The 16234-nt window shown below is 52.8% G+C and carries 18 protein-coding genes and 1 tRNA gene; 4 read left to right on the top strand and 15 right to left on the bottom strand.

Translation table 11 applies throughout. The annotated features are described in order from the left end of the window. Positions 1 to 122: 122 nt before the first annotated feature. Together NTX59_03815 and NTX59_03810 are read left to right on the top strand one after the other, a co-directional pair. Positions 123 to 545 carry a hypothetical protein gene (locus NTX59_03815; protein ID MCX5784794.1) on the top strand — a complete coding sequence of 141 codons (423 nt, stop codon included), beginning with the start codon at positions 123 to 125 and terminating at the stop codon, positions 543 to 545. A gap of 148 nt (positions 546 to 693) precedes the next feature. Then, positions 694 to 870: a hypothetical protein gene (locus NTX59_03810; GenBank protein MCX5784793.1), complete on the top strand. Its 177-nt coding sequence runs from the start codon at positions 694 to 696 to the stop codon at positions 868 to 870. 152 nt (positions 871 to 1022) lie between these two features. Here the strand turns inward: NTX59_03810 and NTX59_03805 are convergent, their stop codons facing one another. From NTX59_03805 to glmU, 5 genes are all read right to left on the bottom strand, one after another. Further along, positions 1023 to 1250 (bottom strand): hypothetical protein, encoded by a 228-nt coding sequence (locus tag NTX59_03805; GenBank protein ID MCX5784792.1) that lies wholly within the window; start codon positions 1248 to 1250, stop codon positions 1023 to 1025. Continuing rightward, positions 1225 to 1848: an aminoacyl-tRNA hydrolase gene (pth, locus tag NTX59_03800; protein MCX5784791.1), complete on the bottom strand. Its 624-nt coding sequence runs from the start codon at positions 1846 to 1848 to the stop codon at positions 1225 to 1227. Before pth ends, NTX59_03805 begins: the two co-directional genes overlap by 26 nt. Positions 1849 to 2202: 354 nt before the next feature. Beyond that, positions 2203 to 2943: a 50S ribosomal protein L25 gene (locus NTX59_03795; GenBank protein ID MCX5784790.1), complete on the bottom strand. Its 741-nt coding sequence runs from the start codon at positions 2941 to 2943 to the stop codon at positions 2203 to 2205. A gap of 91 nt (positions 2944 to 3034) precedes the next feature. Next, positions 3035 to 3985, bottom strand: a complete 951-nt coding sequence (locus NTX59_03790) for a ribose-phosphate pyrophosphokinase (GenBank protein ID MCX5784789.1) — start codon at positions 3983 to 3985, stop codon at positions 3035 to 3037. 7 nt (positions 3986 to 3992) lie between these two features. Further along, positions 3993 to 5378, bottom strand: a complete 1386-nt coding sequence (gene glmU, locus NTX59_03785) for a bifunctional UDP-N-acetylglucosamine diphosphorylase/glucosamine-1-phosphate N-acetyltransferase GlmU (protein MCX5784788.1) — start codon at positions 5376 to 5378, stop codon at positions 3993 to 3995. Between the two features lie 258 nt (positions 5379 to 5636). Between glmU and NTX59_03780 the strand changes: the two genes are divergently transcribed. Further along, positions 5637 to 6779 carry a radical SAM protein gene (locus NTX59_03780; GenBank protein ID MCX5784787.1) on the top strand — a complete coding sequence of 381 codons (1143 nt, stop codon included), beginning with the start codon at positions 5637 to 5639 and terminating at the stop codon, positions 6777 to 6779. A gap of 46 nt (positions 6780 to 6825) precedes the next feature. Then, positions 6826 to 8142 carry a radical SAM protein gene (locus tag NTX59_03775; GenBank protein ID MCX5784786.1) on the top strand — a complete coding sequence of 439 codons (1317 nt, stop codon included), beginning with the start codon at positions 6826 to 6828 and terminating at the stop codon, positions 8140 to 8142. A 355-nt stretch (positions 8143 to 8497) separates the two neighbouring features. On the opposite strand, the gene NTX59_03770 is transcribed toward NTX59_03775, so the two are convergent. From NTX59_03770 to acpS, 10 genes are all read right to left on the bottom strand, one after another. Next, positions 8498 to 8568: transfer RNA gene (locus tag NTX59_03770), tRNA-Gln, on the bottom strand. Positions 8569 to 8571: 3 nt separating this feature from the next. Further along, positions 8572 to 8895 (bottom strand): septation regulator SpoVG, encoded by a 324-nt coding sequence (gene spoVG / locus NTX59_03765; protein ID MCX5784785.1) that lies wholly within the window; start codon positions 8893 to 8895, stop codon positions 8572 to 8574. A 113-nt stretch (positions 8896 to 9008) separates the two neighbouring features. Then, complete coding sequence (ispE, locus tag NTX59_03760; protein ID MCX5784784.1) at positions 9009 to 9902, bottom strand: 4-(cytidine 5'-diphospho)-2-C-methyl-D-erythritol kinase; 894 nt, start codon at positions 9900 to 9902, stop codon at positions 9009 to 9011. A gap of 117 nt (positions 9903 to 10019) precedes the next feature. Continuing rightward, on the bottom strand, positions 10020 to 12182 hold the full coding sequence (locus NTX59_03755) for a tetratricopeptide repeat protein (protein ID MCX5784783.1): 2163 nt from the start codon (positions 12180 to 12182) through the stop codon (positions 10020 to 10022). Next, positions 12175 to 12636 (bottom strand): GNAT family N-acetyltransferase, encoded by a 462-nt coding sequence (locus NTX59_03750; GenBank protein MCX5784782.1) that lies wholly within the window; start codon positions 12634 to 12636, stop codon positions 12175 to 12177. Before NTX59_03750 ends, NTX59_03755 begins: the two co-directional genes overlap by 8 nt. 87 nt (positions 12637 to 12723) lie before the next feature. After that, on the bottom strand, positions 12724 to 13434 hold the full coding sequence (locus NTX59_03745) for a hypothetical protein (GenBank protein ID MCX5784781.1): 711 nt from the start codon (positions 13432 to 13434) through the stop codon (positions 12724 to 12726). After that, positions 13419 to 13913, bottom strand: coding sequence for a tRNA (adenosine(37)-N6)-threonylcarbamoyltransferase complex ATPase subunit type 1 TsaE (gene tsaE, locus NTX59_03740; protein ID MCX5784780.1), 495 nt, complete (start codon positions 13911 to 13913; stop codon positions 13419 to 13421). The genes NTX59_03745 and tsaE overlap by 16 nt, the downstream gene beginning before the upstream one ends. Beyond that, positions 13879 to 14853 (bottom strand): thiamine-phosphate kinase, encoded by a 975-nt coding sequence (gene thiL / locus NTX59_03735; protein ID MCX5784779.1) that lies wholly within the window; start codon positions 14851 to 14853, stop codon positions 13879 to 13881. Before thiL ends, tsaE begins: the two co-directional genes overlap by 35 nt. Beyond that, positions 14850 to 15746, bottom strand: a complete 897-nt coding sequence (locus NTX59_03730; protein MCX5784778.1) for an NAD(P)H-hydrate dehydratase — start codon at positions 15744 to 15746, stop codon at positions 14850 to 14852. Before NTX59_03730 ends, thiL begins: the two co-directional genes overlap by 4 nt. 127 nt (positions 15747 to 15873) lie before the next feature. Beyond that, positions 15874 to 16230 carry a holo-ACP synthase gene (acpS, locus tag NTX59_03725; GenBank protein MCX5784777.1) on the bottom strand — a complete coding sequence of 119 codons (357 nt, stop codon included), beginning with the start codon at positions 16228 to 16230 and terminating at the stop codon, positions 15874 to 15876. Positions 16231 to 16234: the final 4 nt, after the last annotated feature.

The raw sequence follows: 16234 nt of genomic DNA, 5'->3' as shown, positions 1-16234 counted from the left end.
TAAAAGGAATATTAAATGATTATTAACAAATTGTTGCGTATAGGGAAAAGGCGGGTACAGGAGGGGGTCGTTGTTGGTTTGAATCTCGTTTATAGCCGGGGTTATTTTATAGAATCTGTATTATGAAGAAATTTTTTTATCTGCTGCTCTCCGGCTCCGCGCTTTTTGCCATGGTGCGGCTTGGCTATCCGTATTTTCTTAAACAGGCTTTCGACCTTCGAGGAAGGGTGGAAATAACGGAGCGCCTGGCGGAGGCGGCTTCCCGTCCAAACACCATGCTTTTTGTGGTGGCCCGTAACATGGGCGGGGTGCCTGTAGCCGTTACAAAAATCATCAACCCGGTTTTTCCGATCGATTTCAGGATGGCTTCTGAAAATCTGATACTGCCGGAGCTGCTGACAAAATCGCTTTTTCTGGAAGCGTTCCTGAACACCCACGGGGAGCTGGGAGTTTTCAAGCCGGGGGATATAAAAGGCGAACTCAAAAGGCCGGTATTGTTCAGAAAAAAGGATATTGAATTGATCCTGGACACTGCGGCCAGGTGAGAAGAGCCTAAGTAATCGGCAATCAGTTACCGGTAACCTGCCCCCCCCGACTGCCCCTTAGTCCTATTGACATTTGGGCCAAAAGGCCCTGAACGTTCTTAAAGATTGTTGTATAATATTTTCAGGGGAAGATAGCAGGGGGGGGTATATGACCTGGGAAGAAATAACAAAAAAGTACGATACTGAAAACGGCAAACGCCAGCTTTTGCCCAAAACTCCGAAACTGGAGCAAAGTTGGGGCCGTCTGCTCCGTTCAACCGACAAGCTGGTGTGGCTGTTTATGCTCTCAAACTCCGCGAAGCCAAAACCGGTAAAAAACAGTTGACGTATTTGCGCCTAAGACAAAAAAGCCTCCCGTTTCAAAAACGGAAGGCTTTTTTCGTTCTATCTATAAAGATTCAGTTGGCCGGCTGAAGGCCATAGGGTTGAATTTTTCCGTTCGCGGCGCTCAGGGGCCGCTTGAGGAATTTGGCCCTATCACCCGTTCAGGTGCGAGAAACCCATATACAACAGCAGAATGCCCATGAGTACAAACAGCAACCCCAATTCCTTGCGGTGAAGGGCGGCATATGAATCGTTTAACAGAGTTTCTTTAAGCAGACGGTTTAAGCGCTCTATTATTTCCGGCTTATACACATAGCCCAGCCCCAAAAGCAAAAACACCAGGCCGAAAAAAATTTTAAGATATGGATGTATCGCCAACATTATTGTACCGGTTCATGGCGCTTTCAGTGCCCAGATCCATGATCGCCTCAAGGGCTTCAAGCGCCCTGCCCAGAAAAGCGGGCAGTAAAACCGCCTCCTCTTTTGAAAATTTTCCAAGCACAAAATCCTTGGCGTCCATGCGCGCGGGCCTTGGGCCGATCCCAAGGCGCAGGCGGGGAAATTCCTGAGTGCCCAGCGCGGTTATTAATGAGGATATTCCCCGATGCCCCCCGAAAGAGCCTCCGGCCCGCACCCTCAAGCGGCCAAACGGCAGGGATATATCGTCGGACACAGTCAGTGTTTCCTCCGGCGGAATTTTATAGAAACCGGCCAGACTTTGCGCGGCTTCTCCTGAAGCATTCATGAAAGTGGTGGGTTTTAAAAGGTAAAGTTTTTGCCCGTTTCGCCGGGCTTCAAGGTAAAGCCCAGCCCCCCTCCAATCACGCCAGCCCCCGCCTTTTTTTGCGGAACAAAAAAACTGCGGGGCCAGTTTTTGAGCAGCCAGGTCCCCCAGCATGAACCCGATATTGTGCCTGGTTGCCTCGTATTCACGCCCCGGATTACCCAGGAAAACAGCCAGTGTTACGCGCCGGACCACTTTTAGTCCCCCCTTTGGAAAAAGACGGAGCGGAAGCTGAACAAATCCCGGATACGCCGAAATTCAACTTCCGCTCCTAAGGGCTCGTGACAGAATAATATGGATATTTGGAGGCCCATATTTGAGCCGGATGCAAGGCGCGACGAAGGAGCATAGCGGTGTCTATGTGACTGAGGAGCAACGCGGCAGCCGGTTCAAAGATGGGCCTCCCCCGGGGGGCTGGCCGCTTTTGGGCTGCGCCTTTGCGCCGTTCCGCTAACGTACATGTAGTACGCGTCGCTTCACGCCGCTTCGGCTCGCTCCAAAATCGACTCAGCCAAATGTTCATATTATTCTGTCACGAACCCTAAAGGCCTATTTCTTGGGGGCCGCCGGTTTTTTGTCTTCCGGCTTGCCCGCAGCATGACCGGCATCGGCCGGCTTGGCTCCCTTGGCGGCATCAGGGGCCGCGCCCTCTTCGCCTTCCTCTTTCTTGCCTTTGGCGATAACTTCAGGTTCCGCAGCGGTGGCTCCGGCGGCCGCAACCGGCGTTTCAACCTTTTCTTCCTTGGGCGCGACCACGCTTACAACAATATGTTCGGCATCTTCAATTATTTCGGCTTTATCCGATTTAATATCCTTGACGCGGATAACATCGTTAAGATGCATCTCGGCGATATTAACCTCAATTTCTTTGGGAATATCGGTCGGCAGGCACAACACGTTCAGTTCCCTCATGTTATGCTCAACAATTCCGCTTTCCACCTTTACCCCGTAAGCGTCTCCCACCAGTTTCACGCGCACTTTTACCTTTATCTTGTCGGTCATGGAGATGCGCTGGAAATCTATATGCAAAAGCTTTCCGGTAACCACATGCTTCTGCACTTCCTTAAGGATGGCGGTATCCTCGTTGTCCGCATACTTTATTTTCACAACGGAATTGGCGCCTTTCTTCAGCACGGAGAGTATTTCTTTCTCCCCAACGGTAACATGTACCGCGGGCTTGCCGGTTCCGTAAATAACGGCGGGGATGCTTCCGCCCTGCCTTAAAAGAGACAGGCCTTTTTTTCCGCCTATTTTATCCCTGAGCTGCGCTTCCACGATTATTTGTTCCATAATTTTTTCTCCCGGTGAATTTGGGGCGCTGAAAAACGCTCCCGATTACATCGATTTACCTTTCCCTAATCGATCGCTGTAATCTCTTCCATCACTTGAAAAGCTCACTGATAGACTTGCCAATGTGATTTCGTTTTATGGCCTCCGCCAGAAGCGGCGCCACCGATATTACCTTAATTTTAGCACTTTTTGAGGCATCTACGGGTATGGTATCCGTCAAGATCAGCTCTTCTATGGGGGAAACGTTGATCTTTTCGAACGCATCCCTTGATAAAACGCCGTGGGTGCAGGCGGCCACTATTTTGGTAGCGCCGCGCTCTTTCAGGGCGTACGCCACCTGGGTAAGGGTGCCCGCAGTATCCACCAGATCATCAAAAATAAAGCAGGTCATTCCTTCCACTGAGCCGATGATATTGTAAACCATGGCCTCGTTGGGCCGGGGCCGCCTTTTGTCTATGATGACAAGCCCCGCGTTAAGACGCTTGGCGAAAGACCTGGCCCGCTCCACGCTGCCCACATCGGGGGACACCACCACCAGGTTCGTTATATCCCTGCCCTTTATGTGCTCCAGCACCACGGGCCTGGCGTACAAGTGGTCCATGGGGATGTCAAAAAAACCCTGTATCTGCGCCGCGTGCAGATCTATGGCGATAACCCTGTCCGCGCCGGCGGAAGTGATAAGATTTGCCACCAGTTTCGCCGTTATGGCCACGCGGGGGGCCGGCTTGCGGTCCGCCCTGGCATAGCCGTAATAAGGAACAACGGCGGTAATGCGGCCCGCCGAAGCGCGCCGCAAAGCGTCGAGGGTAATAAGCAATTCCATAACATTTTCGTTCACCGGCGGGCAGGTGGGCTGAATTACGTAGCAATCGTCTCCGCGCACATTTTCCATTATCTGCACGTCTATCTCTCCGTCGGCGAACCGCCCCACCTTAGCCTCGCAGAGAGGCTCCGCAAGTATGGCGCAGATCTTTTGCGAAAGCTCCGCATTGGCGCTGCCGCTGATTATTTTAAGCGTTCCGGTCTTCCAAGCATCGCTCATCATGGTTTTACCTCTTATCCTTCAGCACCTGACGGGCCCTGGCAAGGGCAAGTTTGCCGGGCGGAACATTATCCGTTATGGTCGAGCCGGCCGCTATCAGCGCGCCGGCGCCTATCTCTACCGGAGCCACCAGATTGGTATTAGAACCGATAAAAACCCCGTCCCCGATGATCGTTTTATTTTTATTCTTTCCGTCGTAATTACAGGTTATGGTGCCGGCGCCCACATTTACTTTTTCCCCCATGACTGTGTCGCCCACATAGCTCAGATGCGGCACTTTTGAGCCCTTTCCTATCCTCGATTTTTTTATTTCCGAAAAATTGCCCACCTTGGCCCCGGGTCCGATATCTGAAGCGGGGCGCAAATGCGCAACCGGCCCCACCACGGAAAGCGCGCGCACGCGGCTCTGGTAAACGCAGCAGCCGAATTTTATCTCGCAGCCGTTTTCAATAATTGAATCTTCTATTATCCCGTAAGGCCCCAGACGGCAATTTTTTCCCACTACCGAGCGGCCTTTAAGGAACACTCCGGGGAAAATAATGCTGTCGCGTCCCACTTTAACGCTTTCGTCTATGTAGGTATTCGCCGGGTCGACAATGGTGACGCCGGAAGCCATCAACTCGCTGTTCTTGCGCTCGTTCAGCATTTTATAAGCCTCGGCAAGCCCGCTCCGTGAGTTTATGCCGGCCATTTCCGCGGGGTCTTTAAGTCTGAAAGCCGAAACAGTTCCGCCGGCGGACAGTATATTTTCAAGCGCGTCGGTCAGGTAATACTCGCCCTTTGAGCCTTTCTTTTTAAGGTCTTTAACCGCGGCGGCAAGCGCTTTCACTTTAAAAACGTAAGTGCCTGAATTTACCTCTTTTATGGCAAGTTCGCCGTCAGACCCTCCGTCGGCTTCAACTATGGCCGCAACCGAGCCGTTATGGCCGCGCTTTATGCGGCCGTAAGAGCCCGGACTTGAAAGCTCGGCCGTCATGACCAGGCAATCCGGCCTGCCTTTAAAATAAACAGAAACCATCTTCTTTACGGTGGCCTCCCGGAAAAGCGGGGCGTCGCCGCAGATCACAAGGGCGTGGGCGTGTTTTTGTATAAGCGGGAGAGCTTCCTGCACCGCCCGGCCGCTGCCTTTAAGCAGCTTCTGCCTGATAAAGATTATTTTGCGCCTGAAGGGCTCTTTTTCAAATTTTCCGGAGAGCTCGGCTTCCACCATTTCGGCCTTGTGGCCGGTTACGATGATTATCCTTTCAGGCGACAGCGCCGCTGCGCGGCGGACCACGCGTTCAATAAGAGACATGCCGCCAAGGTAATGAAGGACTTTTGGCAGTTCGGACTTCATCCTGGTGCCAAGGCCGGCCGCCAGGATAACCGCTGCGAAGTTTTTGTTTTCAGGCATACGAAAAAAGAAGACCTATGAAACAGAGGGGATTCCCCCGCCGCCTGTTTATTTCTTATACACCTGCCAAGTGACGGGATGACTACGCTAAGATGTTACAAAATAGGCCTTGTCCTTTTAAAGAGAAATAAAACCGTCCGCGCTATTTTAGCGGGGAATTCAACCCGAATTCTTCAGTTGAAGGAGCCAGTGTCATGGACAGCCGTCCAGGCCTGGGGGGACGATATCAACTGCATAAGTATTGTATTATATTGAAATATGAACACCGGGGAACCGCGCAAAAAATTCTTCATGTGCTACTTTGAGAGTACCCGCGCCTGCAACCTCAACTGCCGCTACTGCATGACCAAAAACCCCCGCAAGCCGCCGAGGGACCATACCACCGAGCTTTCCACGGATGAGATAAAACGGCTGGTGGTGGACGAGGTGAAAAAGTACTGCACCCACGGCGCCATCGCGTTTTCCGGCGGGGAGCATCTTCTCAGAAAGGACGCGCTGGAAATACTGGAGTACACCGCCGGGGCCGGCCTGTGGTCCTTTATCAACACCAGCGGCTCGCTGCTTACCGCCGACCTGGTGAAGCGCGTAAAAAAAGTCACGGGCGGAAAGGTTATTTTCGTATTCTCGCTTAACTCTATTCTGCCCGACATCCAGAAATGGAGCCGAAACGACAGCCTCTGGACCATTATAAGGTCCATGCTCCTCTGTCTTAAGGCGGGCGTGGACTTTTTCGTCATAACCACCGTCAGCAGGAACAACCTGAAAAGCCTTGGCGCCACAGTCAAATTACTGAAGCTGGCCGGCCTGCCCCTTCTCCGCTCGCCCTTCGTCATGAGGGGCATGGGCGACAGCCACCGGGAACTGGCGCTGACCCCCGGGGACATGAAGGACGTAATACACCCCATTCTCAGAAACTATTACAGAAGCTATGTCAGCTACACGCCTTTTTTTGCCGGGCCGGAATTTCTAAGGGCCAAATGGGCCGAGATGAATATGGAACTGGACCAGCTAGGCTGCCAGGCCGCACGCGGCTTCGTGGGAGTCTCGGCCGAAGGTAATGTGGCACCCTGCGTGCACCTGCTGGATAACGGTCTTGAATGCGGCAATGTCAGGGACCAGCCGCTTACCGAGATCCTGCGCCATAACCCGATTATCAACGCCGTGCGGTCCCGCGAAGACCTGAAAGGCAAATGCGGGCGCTGCCGCTATAAACAAACCTGCGGCGGCTGCCGGGCGCTGGCTTATTACCGCACCGGCGACTGCCTGGCCGAAGATCCCACCTGCTTTTTCGAGCCCGTGGACGAAACCACCCGCTCCGAGCACGAGGAATTTCAGAACAGGAATGTCGCCCGCTTCGTAAAGTTCATTAAAACCAAAAACCCCTGGAAATCTTTTTTTTGAATCCGCCATTGTCGGATTTCAGGCTGATTCCACAGGCCTGTTCATAATGAAAATACTTCTTATAAAACCCCGGTGGTTCGTCAAAGGCGGCGTCTACCGCCCGCTTGAGAACATTAAATTCACGCCGATAAGCCTGGGGATCCTTGCCGCGCTGAGCGGCGGCCATGAAGTCACGGTCGCCGACGGGGACTGGGACCCCATCCCGTACCATGGCGATTTTGACCTCGTAGGCATAACCGTCTCCACCTTCACATCGGAACAGGCTTACGACATAGCGGACCGGTTCAGGGCCAAAGGCGCAAAAGTGGTTATGGGCGGGCCGCACCCCAGCCTTCTGCCGGAAGAATGTCTGGCGCACTCCGACGCCGTGGTTGTGGGGGAGGCGGAATATGTATGGGGAATGGTGCTTGCGGACGCGCGCGCGGGCTCGCTTAAAAAGATATATAACGGAGGACGGCCGGTGGACATGGACGACGTCCCCGAGCCAAGACGGGACCTGCTGAACGACAACTCCTGGATGGCCTCCGTGCAGGCGACCCGCGGCTGCCCCAACAAATGCCTCTATTGCTACCTGCCGGAAGTTCCCTGGCATATTTACCGCAAAAGGGACATCAACCGGGTCTACGAGGAAATAAAGAGCGTAAAACAGAAAGTGGTTTTTTTTGTGGACGACAACCTCTTCGCTGACCCGGCTTACGCCATGGCCCTGTTTGAAAAACTTACCCCGCTTAAAAAGATTTACTCGCTCCAGGCGCCCACCACCATAGGCCGGGATCCCGTCATCGTGGAGAAGATGGCCGCATCCGGCTGCTTCCACGTTCAGATGGGCTTCCAAACCGCCAACCCCGACTCGCTCAAATGGGCGGCCATAGACCACAATAATATCGCGGAATATAAAAAAACCGTCGCGCTTCTGCACCGCCATAAAATACTGGTCACCGGCTTCCTGATGCTGGGCTTTGACACCGACGGCAGGGATATTTTTGAGCGGACCGTCCGCATGGCGCGCGAAATAGAACTGGATGATGCCAATCTTTATATTCTCACTCCCTATCCCGGCACAAAGATCTATGAGCAGTTCAGGCGCGAGGGACGCCTGCTGGAAGGCAAGGGCCGCCACAACTTCGGCTGGGCCAACGCCGTCTTCAAACCGAAAAACATGACCCCGGAAGAGCTGGAAGCCGGCGTACAAAGCGCTATACAGGAGTTATCAGGCTATTTCAGGAACAAACTGCCCCTGCGGTTCGCCGAACGCTTCACCTGGATCTTCAGGCACCCCCGCATGATGCTGGCCATGGCCGCCGGCGGCTTCGCCAAAAGGGACATCTCCCGCCCCATAACACAGGAACCAGTTCCGCATTAGCTCTGCCTCATCAGTAAGCCCCCTGTTTCGCCAATTTTTATTTAAAAACTTTTCAGAATTTTAGAACCAAAGACTCGACTCTGCGATCTGCCGGCAATATTGAACGGCCAGGTTTGTTGGACACCCCTGGAGAAAGACGCAAGACAATTACGCCTCAACGGCGTGAAACTTGAGCGGGAAATACGGTTCAGAAATTTACGATTTGAGTATAAATTGTGACGGGTGGCCAGGCTGAATAAGTTTTTTTGAAGAGGATATCGGGCGACGATGGCTGAGGCAATTATGGCAGCGCGGCTATACGAACCAGCTTAAGAACGCCTGCTTTGCTCCCTCGCCCGCGGGGACAAAGTCTGCGCTCCCGGGCATGGATTCGAACCATGAATAACGCCTTCAAAGGGCGCTGTGTTACCATTACACCACCCGGGAATATCAAACAGCGCCATCAACCCGCGGCGCGCCTGCCGCAGGCTGACGAATTTCGTCCACTGAAGTCCCGCTTTTCTCCGTCTCTTCTTTGTAGGCCTTGAGGATTATTCCCTCAAGCTTGCTGCGGAACTCGTTATCGATCGGATGGGCTATATCTTTGTAAGTGCCGTCTTTGATCTTTCTCGAAGGCATGCAGACTATCAGCCCGTTATTTCCATTTACCACTTTCATGTTATGAACCACGAAAGCGCCGTCAAAGGTGACGGTGGCAAATGCCTTGAGCCGCGCCTCATTACGCAGGTGTATCCTTATCTCTGTGACTTCCATGTTTTTTCCCCCTCAGTTGCAGACTGTCCCATCCGCCGAAACAGGTCAGTGTCTCTGGTTTACCCCACGACTTTTCCAAGACAACACAGTAAGCCTTACTGTTCCTGAAAATTTTAGCAAAAATTAGACAAAAAAACCCTGTAACCTTTTTGCTTAGACATGCGGAGCGCCATTTTCCGCGCCTCCGCCCTGTCCCAGACCAATGCAAACACTACGGCCCCGGAACCGGACATTAAAACCGCGCCGGCTCCGAGAGCAAGCAGATTTTTTTTGACCTCCGCCGTTTTTTTATGCCTTGGCAGAACCGGAGTTTCCAGGCGGTTAAAAAGAAGCGTGGCCGCCGCCGCATTAAACCGCCCGTTTTTGAGCAGCCGGGCAAGCTTTTTTAAATTTTTTAATTTAGCGGCTATTTCACTCGCAACGCCCAATTTCAGGCGGCCGTAAACTTCTTTGGTGTAAACCGGCTCGCCGGGATAAACCAGTAAAACCGGCGGAAACTTGCCGCGCGCTTTTAGCGGGCTCAAAATTTCTCCGCGGCCGCGGCCCAGGGCGAAGGTTTCGCCCAAAAGGAAAAACGGCACATCAGAGCCCAGTTCCGAAGCCAGGCGCGAAAGTTTTTTGGAACTTTTTTTGGGGTTAATGCCGTAAAGGCGCATGAGCCCCGAAAGCGCCGCCGCCGCGTCGGAGGAGCCCCCTCCAAGGCCCGCGCCAACGGGGATTCGCTTCAGGAGAGTGATTTTAACAGCCGGTTCGATACCGAAAGCCGTGAAAAATTTTTCCGCCGCTTTATAAACGATGTTATCGTAGGGTTTGGAGAGTTTGAGGTTTGAGCTGTTTGCGAGCTTAAGAGCTATGCCGGGCTTTTTTATTTTTTCAAGGCGCAGGCGGTCGCAAAGGCTTACCCTGGCAAACAGCGTGGCAAGCTCATGATAGCCGTCGCCGCGCCGGGCCGTTACTTCCAGAAAAAGATTGACTTTCGCGTATGCGTTAATTTCGACAGTGCGCATAATTCAATTAAAAGCCAGTGTAGAGTAGATAGTGTAGTGTGTAGAGTTCTTTGGTGTCCAGTTGTTCTTGATTTTACTCTACACTCCATACTCTACACTCTCAACTTTTCCTGCGCCCTACTGCGGCAATTGCAGCCTGTTGTAATCCTTAAGGTTGAGCTGGCTCTTGTCCAGCGCCAGTTTAAGGGAAAAGAACGGCATTTTAAATTCAAAAGTTTGCGGGATGAGGAAAAGATTGCCAAGAAAATAATCCCCGAGTTTCACCGTAAGCTTGCTTTCATTCGCGGGTTCGGAGCTCTCCGGGTAAGTCAGGGTTTTGTCAAGACGCACTTCCCTTTGCGCATTTTTCAGGCGCTCCAGGTCCCAGCCCGGCTCATCCGGAGCCGCCTCATCCAGCCAGGCCCCTGAAAAGTAACCGCGCATTTCTTCCGCCATCAGCGGCGCCCAGTATTTAAATGCGTCTTCGTCAAGGCCTTTAAGCGAGAATTCGTCCATTTCGATCTCGGAACCGCTCAGTTTAATTTTCCAGAGCGGCGCCATCAGCGGACCCATTACAATGAGCGAAAAATCATCCGGCGGGGAGAAATGGACCACGGCGTCAAGTTTCACCTGCTTACCCTTGAATTTGGCGTAAAGTTTGGCGAAGGCGGAAAATTCCCTGCCCTGAAGCAGCAGGCCTTTCATAAGCTCCGTCTCCAGCGCAGCGGCTTCTTTGGGGTCTATTTTTTTCTGCATGTCTTTTATCTCATCCGCGGTGGCCTTGCGTTTTTCGGAACGGTCCAGCGCGAATGAGGTTTTGAAAGCCCGCCAGGCGTTCTTGTAATCTCCGGTGGAGGCGTATATCTCACCCGCGTGCTCCCAAAGGGTGGCATCATCATAAACGAGTTTAAGCGCGCTGTTTATCTGCGCAAGGGCTTCCGGGTTGCGGCCCTGCCGGAAATACACCCAGGCGAGCGAATCCAGGTAAGCGCCGTTGTTGGGCTCGATTTTAACCGCGCTTGAAACAAGCACTTCAGCCTCGGCCAGTTTCAGGCTGCGGTCAGCCAGCGAATAGCCGAGATAGTTCAGAATATTGGCGTTCGCGGGGTCTTTCTTGATCAGGAAGCGGAAACTTTCCTCGGCCTCAGCCATATTTCCCTCGCGCTCGTTGATGACGGCGTACTGCATGCGCGCCTCCGGATAATCGGTGTCGCCCGCTATCAGGCCTTTAAGCAGTTCCAATGCCTTGGGCGTGTTGTGCGTGTCGTCGCACCCGAGAGCGAAAAAATAGGTTACTTCCTTGTTATCCGGCCATCTTTTATGCGCGTCCTCAAGCATTTTAACGGCCGTTGCGTAGCGCCCGCTCTGCGTATAGTAGTAGCTCAGGCGCAGGACGCTTGAGGGGTTGTCCTTGAGGTCGCGGGAGGTTTCAAGATAGCCTGAAGCCGCGGCGAAATCGCGCCTTTGCTCGCTTATCACGGAAAGCCAGAAACAGGCTGAGGCGTTGGTTTTGTCCAAACCGTAGGCTTTTAAAAAATACTTTTCCGCCTCAGGCAGATTTGAAACCGCGGGTGAAGCGTAAAGTTCGCCCAGGTGATTAAAAAGATCCAGGTTGTTGTTTTCCAATGAAACCAGGTCCAGATATTCGGCCAGGGCCGACGACGTGTCGCTTTTCATCTCGTAATAATTGGCAAGCATATAGCGGGGCTGTAAATAGAGGCTGTCAACTTCCTTTGATTTGAGCAGATTTTCCTTCATCGCCTCATAATCGCCTTTAAGGTTGTATAGCACCGCGAGCTGGTAGCGCACATCCGCCTCTTCATCCGGCTTCAGCTCTAAAAAACGTTTAAGAAAGCTTATGGATTTGTCCGGGTCTTTGGAACTCCATAAGCTCGCCAACTGGTATGGCGCCTCGGCGTTGTCCTTGTCTATCTCCTGGGCTTTTTCATAGGCCTTGCGCGCGCCGTCCAGATCGTTTTTAGCCCAGCACACATTGCCGTAAAGCACCCAGTTGTCTGCGGTGGCGGAGTCGGCGTTCACGACGAACATGGCCCATTTTTCGGCGTCGTCCACCCTGCCTATGTGCAGGGCCAGGTTAAGCGCCTGCTTATAAACAAAAATTGACTGCGGGTCAAGCAGCAGGGTCCGCTTGTATTCCTGCAGGGCCGAATCGTAATTGCCCTTGCGCTCCAGCGCGAGCCCGTTCATGAAATGCAGGTAAGAATCCTTGTCTGAAGAGTGAGCGGCGCCAAACGCGCAAAAAAAGCAGAATACAGCTGCGAGCAGTTTGTTTTTAATCATTTTTTTCTCCAGGCGCGCTGTCAAGGGCTTTGCGCATCAACAACGCGTCCTCAGAATTATTATAGAACTTTGGCCTGCGGCCCACCACGGAAAAACCGTGCTTTTCGTATAATTTTATGGCCGGCAGGTTGGCGGCATTCACTTCCAGGTCAATATAAAAGCAGGCGTTTTTTTTTGCGTATTCATACATTTTAGCCAGAAGTCCTGTCGCCGCGCCGCGCCTTAAACCCGCTTTTGAAACCACCACCGCGTTAAGCTGCACCTCCGGCCGCACTATCCAGAAATCAATAAAGCCGGCGGGTTTTTTCTCGTTTTCGGCCAGTAAAATTACGGCATTGCGGTTGGAGAGTTCGCCTTGAAGCCCCTTTAAACCCCAGGCCGGATAAAACGGGTGCTCAAGCTCTATTTCAGCCAGGGCGGGCAGATCTTCCTTTAAAGCTCGGCGTATAAGCATATAAGGGCAGCGAATAGCGATCAGCGAATGGCGAATAGTATTAATGAGCCCTGCAACTTATAAAATCTGCCGTTCCGCCGCTTATCCCTATTTGCTATTCGCTATTCGCTTCATCGCTTCGACCTCATACCTGGCCGGTTTCAGGTAAAGCGGGGCGGCGTTCCTGTTTTTCAGGGACATGGCGGTCTTGATCAAATACGCGGGAATTATCTTCGAGATCCCGGGGGCCGCCTTTTCGCAATAAGCGGGGGTTAAAGCGTAAACAGACGGATCTTCTTCGGCATCGCCAATCACAAAAAGTTCCGGCCCAAGAGCCGAAAGATAGACTTTCATTTCCGGGGCCTTCAACCATTGAGGTTCAAGCGCCGGGACCGGACGCTTTCCGGCGTCAAAGACCTGGCAAAAATACTCGTCTTTGAATGCGCGCATTAACGCCGCTATTCTGGGCTTTCGGCGGCTTCCTGACCAGTTTTTAAAGGCCGGACTATCAAAGGCCTGCAAGGCCATTATTTCAAATAGCGTGACAGAATAAATTTTTGCACCGGCCAGCGCCTCAAGGACCCTTCCAAGCGTAAGGCCTATCCTTATGCCGGTGAACCTTCCCGGCCCCCTTACAGCGCAAAAAAATTTGACATTCCGAAGGCCGGCGCCCTTCATCAGTTTGGCTATCATCGGGAAGAGCGGTTTTTCCTGGTTAAATACCCGCCTTTGGGCGCAATAAAATTTTTTGCCGTCAAAAACCGCCAGCTTAAGCCTTGAGCCGGTGGAGCATACACCCAAAGTTATTTCTTTTCCCATTCTTTTTTTACCCGCTCGATCAGTCGGCGGCTTTCCGGGCCGTGGGCCTGCGCAAGCACCATTCTGGAATCTCCGCCAAGAAGAGAGAACGAAAGTTCCGTGAAATCCAGCCTTTCAAAAAGCCGGCGGGCGGGAGCGGCCCATTCAAGCGCGCTCACCCCGTCCTCAAGCCCCAGATAATCTTCAATACCTACGTTTTCAATTTCTTCCGGCGCCACACGGAACAGGTCAAAATGGTAAATTTTAAGTCCGGCCGCATAGGTTCTCATTAAATTGAAACTTGCGCTGACAGGCAGCTTTTTCGCTCCGAGAGCGATTGCCAGGCCTTTTACGAAAAAGGTTTTGCCCGCGCCTATCGGCCCTTCAAGCGACAGCACGGCCCCTCCTTTTAACCCGCGGGCGAACAGCCCGGCCAGGCGCAGAGTATCGGCGGTTGAGGCGCTTTTAAAAGTGGCTGAAAGCCGGGGTTTTTCCAGCATAATTTTCAATAACCGAGCCGCGGCCTTTCTCGATCCGTCCGACGCAAACCGCCGCCGGCAGAAGTTTTTTTAAAAGCGCGGTCTTTCGCTCCGGAACGGTGAACACCAGGCCGAAATCCTCCCCGCCTTTAAGCGCGTAAGAACGCCAGTCGCGGCCCTTCATTGCGGCGTAGCGTTTAAGCTCTTTTGAAGCCGCCTCCTCGGGCAGATCAAGCGCCGTTCTGCATTTTGACAGCCCGGCTATTATCACCGCGCTGCGCGCGAGGCCGTCGGAATTATCAAGCATGGCCGAGGCTAATTTGTTTTCGCCCAAAAGCCGCCCCGCGCGAAGCTGGGGCTCGGGCCGCCAGAAACTTTTCACGAGCCTTTTGAATTTTTCAATATTTTTTTTATCAGACGACTTAAGCAATTCAAGCCCGGCGGCCGCTTCGCCAAGCGGACCCACATTGAAAATAAAGTCTCCCGGCCGGGCTCCATAACGCGTAATCAGGCCTGAAAACACGGCCTCACCCCATACGGTAAGATAGAAATGGTTTTCTCTGGCGCCCGCCAGATTGCCGCCGGCCACGGTTATGCCGAAGCGCAGAGCTTCGCTTTTCAGCTTCTTTAAAAACCGGGTTATAAAGGAAAGCGGCAGACCGCTGTTAAGACCCGCGCCTGCCACGCAGGAAACCGGCCGCACCGGCCCCATGGCGGCCAAGTCGCTTAAGTTTATGCGTATAAGCTTGGCCGCCAGATCCTCAGGCGTGGAAAAACGCATCAAAAAATGGGTTCCTTCCACTATCTCGTCCGTGGTAATAACCAGAGCTTTGCCTGAAGACTGGCGTAAAACCGCGCAATCATCGCCCGGCCCAAGCAGCAGGCGGGAATCTTTCGGGAATTTAAAATGTTTTTCTATGCGCGTAAGCAGGCCGGCTTCGCCGAGGTCTGAAAGTTTCATCGCGCCCCCAGCGAACGAAGGACCTCCGGCAAAAAATCCGCAAGTTCCGAAGCAAGCACACAGCGTTCGGTAAATTCGCGCGCGGCCAGATCGCCGCAGCGGCCATGCAGGTAAACGCCCGCGGCCGCGCTTTCAAAAGCGGTTTTGGAGGTAAATCCCTTTTTTACCCCGGCCTGAGCGAAAAAGCCGGAAATAAGACCCGCCAGCGCGTCGCCTGAACCGCCCTTTGCGAGAGCGGGACCGCCGGTATTATTTTCAATTAACCGCCCGTCATACGCGACAAGTGTTTTAGGTCCTTTAAGAACCACAACGGAACCGCTAAGTTCCGCCAGCTTCAAAGCCGCCGCGGACCTTTTTTCAACCGCTCCTCCGAGGAGCTTTGCGGCTTCGCCTTCATGCGGCGTAATTATTTTGGGCAGGCCTTTTCTCAACAGTTCCAAAGCGCCTGTCAGCGCCAAAGCGTTCAGGGCATCGGCGTCTATAACAGCGGGCAAACCGGACTTATGAACAAGGTTGATGACAAAATCGGGGATTTGGCCCTTAATAGACAGGCCGGGCCCTATCAAAATCAGGTCGTATTTTTTTTCTTTCTGCCAATCGAGTATTTCAGCCGCGGCTTTAAGGGAAAAAACGCCGCCGCTGGAGGAAGCCGGGAAAGTAATAACATCAGGCGCGCAGGCGGCCATTACCGGTTGTTCGCTGTCCGGGCAGGCGAGTGTTACAAGACCGGCTCCAGCCCTAAGCGCCGCCCGCGCCGCTATGACCGCGGCGCCCGTCATGCCTTTAGAGCCGGCAATAATAAGCAGTCTGCCGTAATCGCCCTTGTGGGTGTTTTTTTCCCTGGGCGGCAACAGTTTTTTAATAAAAGACGGCGTGAGTTTTTCTGTTTTCATTGTTTACAACCATTCAAGTAGACAGAAGTCAGAATTCAGGAATCAGAATTAGGAAGCCGGAGACTCAAAGACCCCCCATTCTGAATTCTGACTTCTGGATTCTGACTACCTTAGCCACCTTAAACCTTCAGCCTTTCAGCGCAATAGCCGCGGCACAGGCGTAATGCGCCGTATGGGAGATAGAAAGCATCACCGAGACGCCTTTAAGCCCCTTGATTGCAACCACGGGACGGCCCGTTTCGGCCTTTGAAACGGAGATGGATTTAAATGAAAGGTCTTTTCTGTCCAGAGCTTTTATAACGGCTTCCTTGGCTGAAAACCGCGCCGCTATGCGCTCGTAAAGATTCTTACCTTTAAGACAATAAGCCGCTTCCTCAGGAGTAAAAAATCTTTTAAGAAATGCCGGGTTTTTAGCGTATAGCCGCTTCACGCGCGAAACTTCGGTCATATCTATCCCCACGCCGTAAACGAGCATTGGTTTCATATTT

The sequence above is a fragment of the Elusimicrobiota bacterium genome (assembly GCA_026388155.1).
Taxonomy (GTDB): Bacteria; Elusimicrobiota; Elusimicrobia; order Elusimicrobiales; family UBA9959; genus UBA9634.
This window is presented reverse-complemented; position numbering and strand designations above follow the sequence as displayed.

What these genes read in the sequence shown, in the direction of transcription:
- NTX59_03815 (MCX5784794.1), top strand. Translation starts at nt 123, where the DNA reads ATGAAGAAATTTTTTTATCTGCTGCTCTCCGGCTCCGCGCTTTTTGCC.
- NTX59_03810 (MCX5784793.1), top strand. Translation starts at nt 694, where the DNA reads ATGACCTGGGAAGAAATAACAAAAAAGTACGATACTGAAAACGGCAAA.
- NTX59_03805 (MCX5784792.1), bottom strand. Translation starts at nt 1,250, where the DNA reads ATGTTGGCGATACATCCATATCTTAAAATTTTTTTCGGCCTGGTGTTT.
- NTX59_03795 (MCX5784790.1), bottom strand. Translation starts at nt 2,943, where the DNA reads ATGGAACAAATAATCGTGGAAGCGCAGCTCAGGGATAAAATAGGCGGA.
- NTX59_03790 (MCX5784789.1), bottom strand. Translation starts at nt 3,985, where the DNA reads ATGAGCGATGCTTGGAAGACCGGAACGCTTAAAATAATCAGCGGCAGC.
- glmU (MCX5784788.1), bottom strand. Translation starts at nt 5,378, where the DNA reads ATGCCTGAAAACAAAAACTTCGCAGCGGTTATCCTGGCGGCCGGCCTT.
- NTX59_03780 (MCX5784787.1), top strand. Translation starts at nt 5,637, where the DNA reads ATGAACACCGGGGAACCGCGCAAAAAATTCTTCATGTGCTACTTTGAG.
- NTX59_03775 (MCX5784786.1), top strand. Translation starts at nt 6,826, where the DNA reads ATGAAAATACTTCTTATAAAACCCCGGTGGTTCGTCAAAGGCGGCGTC.
- spoVG (MCX5784785.1), bottom strand. Translation starts at nt 8,895, where the DNA reads ATGGAAGTCACAGAGATAAGGATACACCTGCGTAATGAGGCGCGGCTC.
- ispE (MCX5784784.1), bottom strand. Translation starts at nt 9,902, where the DNA reads ATGCGCACTGTCGAAATTAACGCATACGCGAAAGTCAATCTTTTTCTG.
- NTX59_03755 (MCX5784783.1), bottom strand. Translation starts at nt 12,182, where the DNA reads ATGATTAAAAACAAACTGCTCGCAGCTGTATTCTGCTTTTTTTGCGCG.
- NTX59_03750 (MCX5784782.1), bottom strand. Translation starts at nt 12,636, where the DNA reads ATGCTTATACGCCGAGCTTTAAAGGAAGATCTGCCCGCCCTGGCTGAA.
- NTX59_03745 (MCX5784781.1), bottom strand. Translation starts at nt 13,434, where the DNA reads ATGGGAAAAGAAATAACTTTGGGTGTATGCTCCACCGGCTCAAGGCTT.
- tsaE (MCX5784780.1), bottom strand. Translation starts at nt 13,913, where the DNA reads ATGCTGGAAAAACCCCGGCTTTCAGCCACTTTTAAAAGCGCCTCAACC.
- thiL (MCX5784779.1), bottom strand. Translation starts at nt 14,853, where the DNA reads ATGAAACTTTCAGACCTCGGCGAAGCCGGCCTGCTTACGCGCATAGAA.
- NTX59_03730 (MCX5784778.1), bottom strand. Translation starts at nt 15,746, where the DNA reads ATGAAAACAGAAAAACTCACGCCGTCTTTTATTAAAAAACTGTTGCCG.
- acpS (MCX5784777.1), bottom strand. Translation starts at nt 16,230, where the DNA reads ATGAAACCAATGCTCGTTTACGGCGTGGGGATAGATATGACCGAAGTT.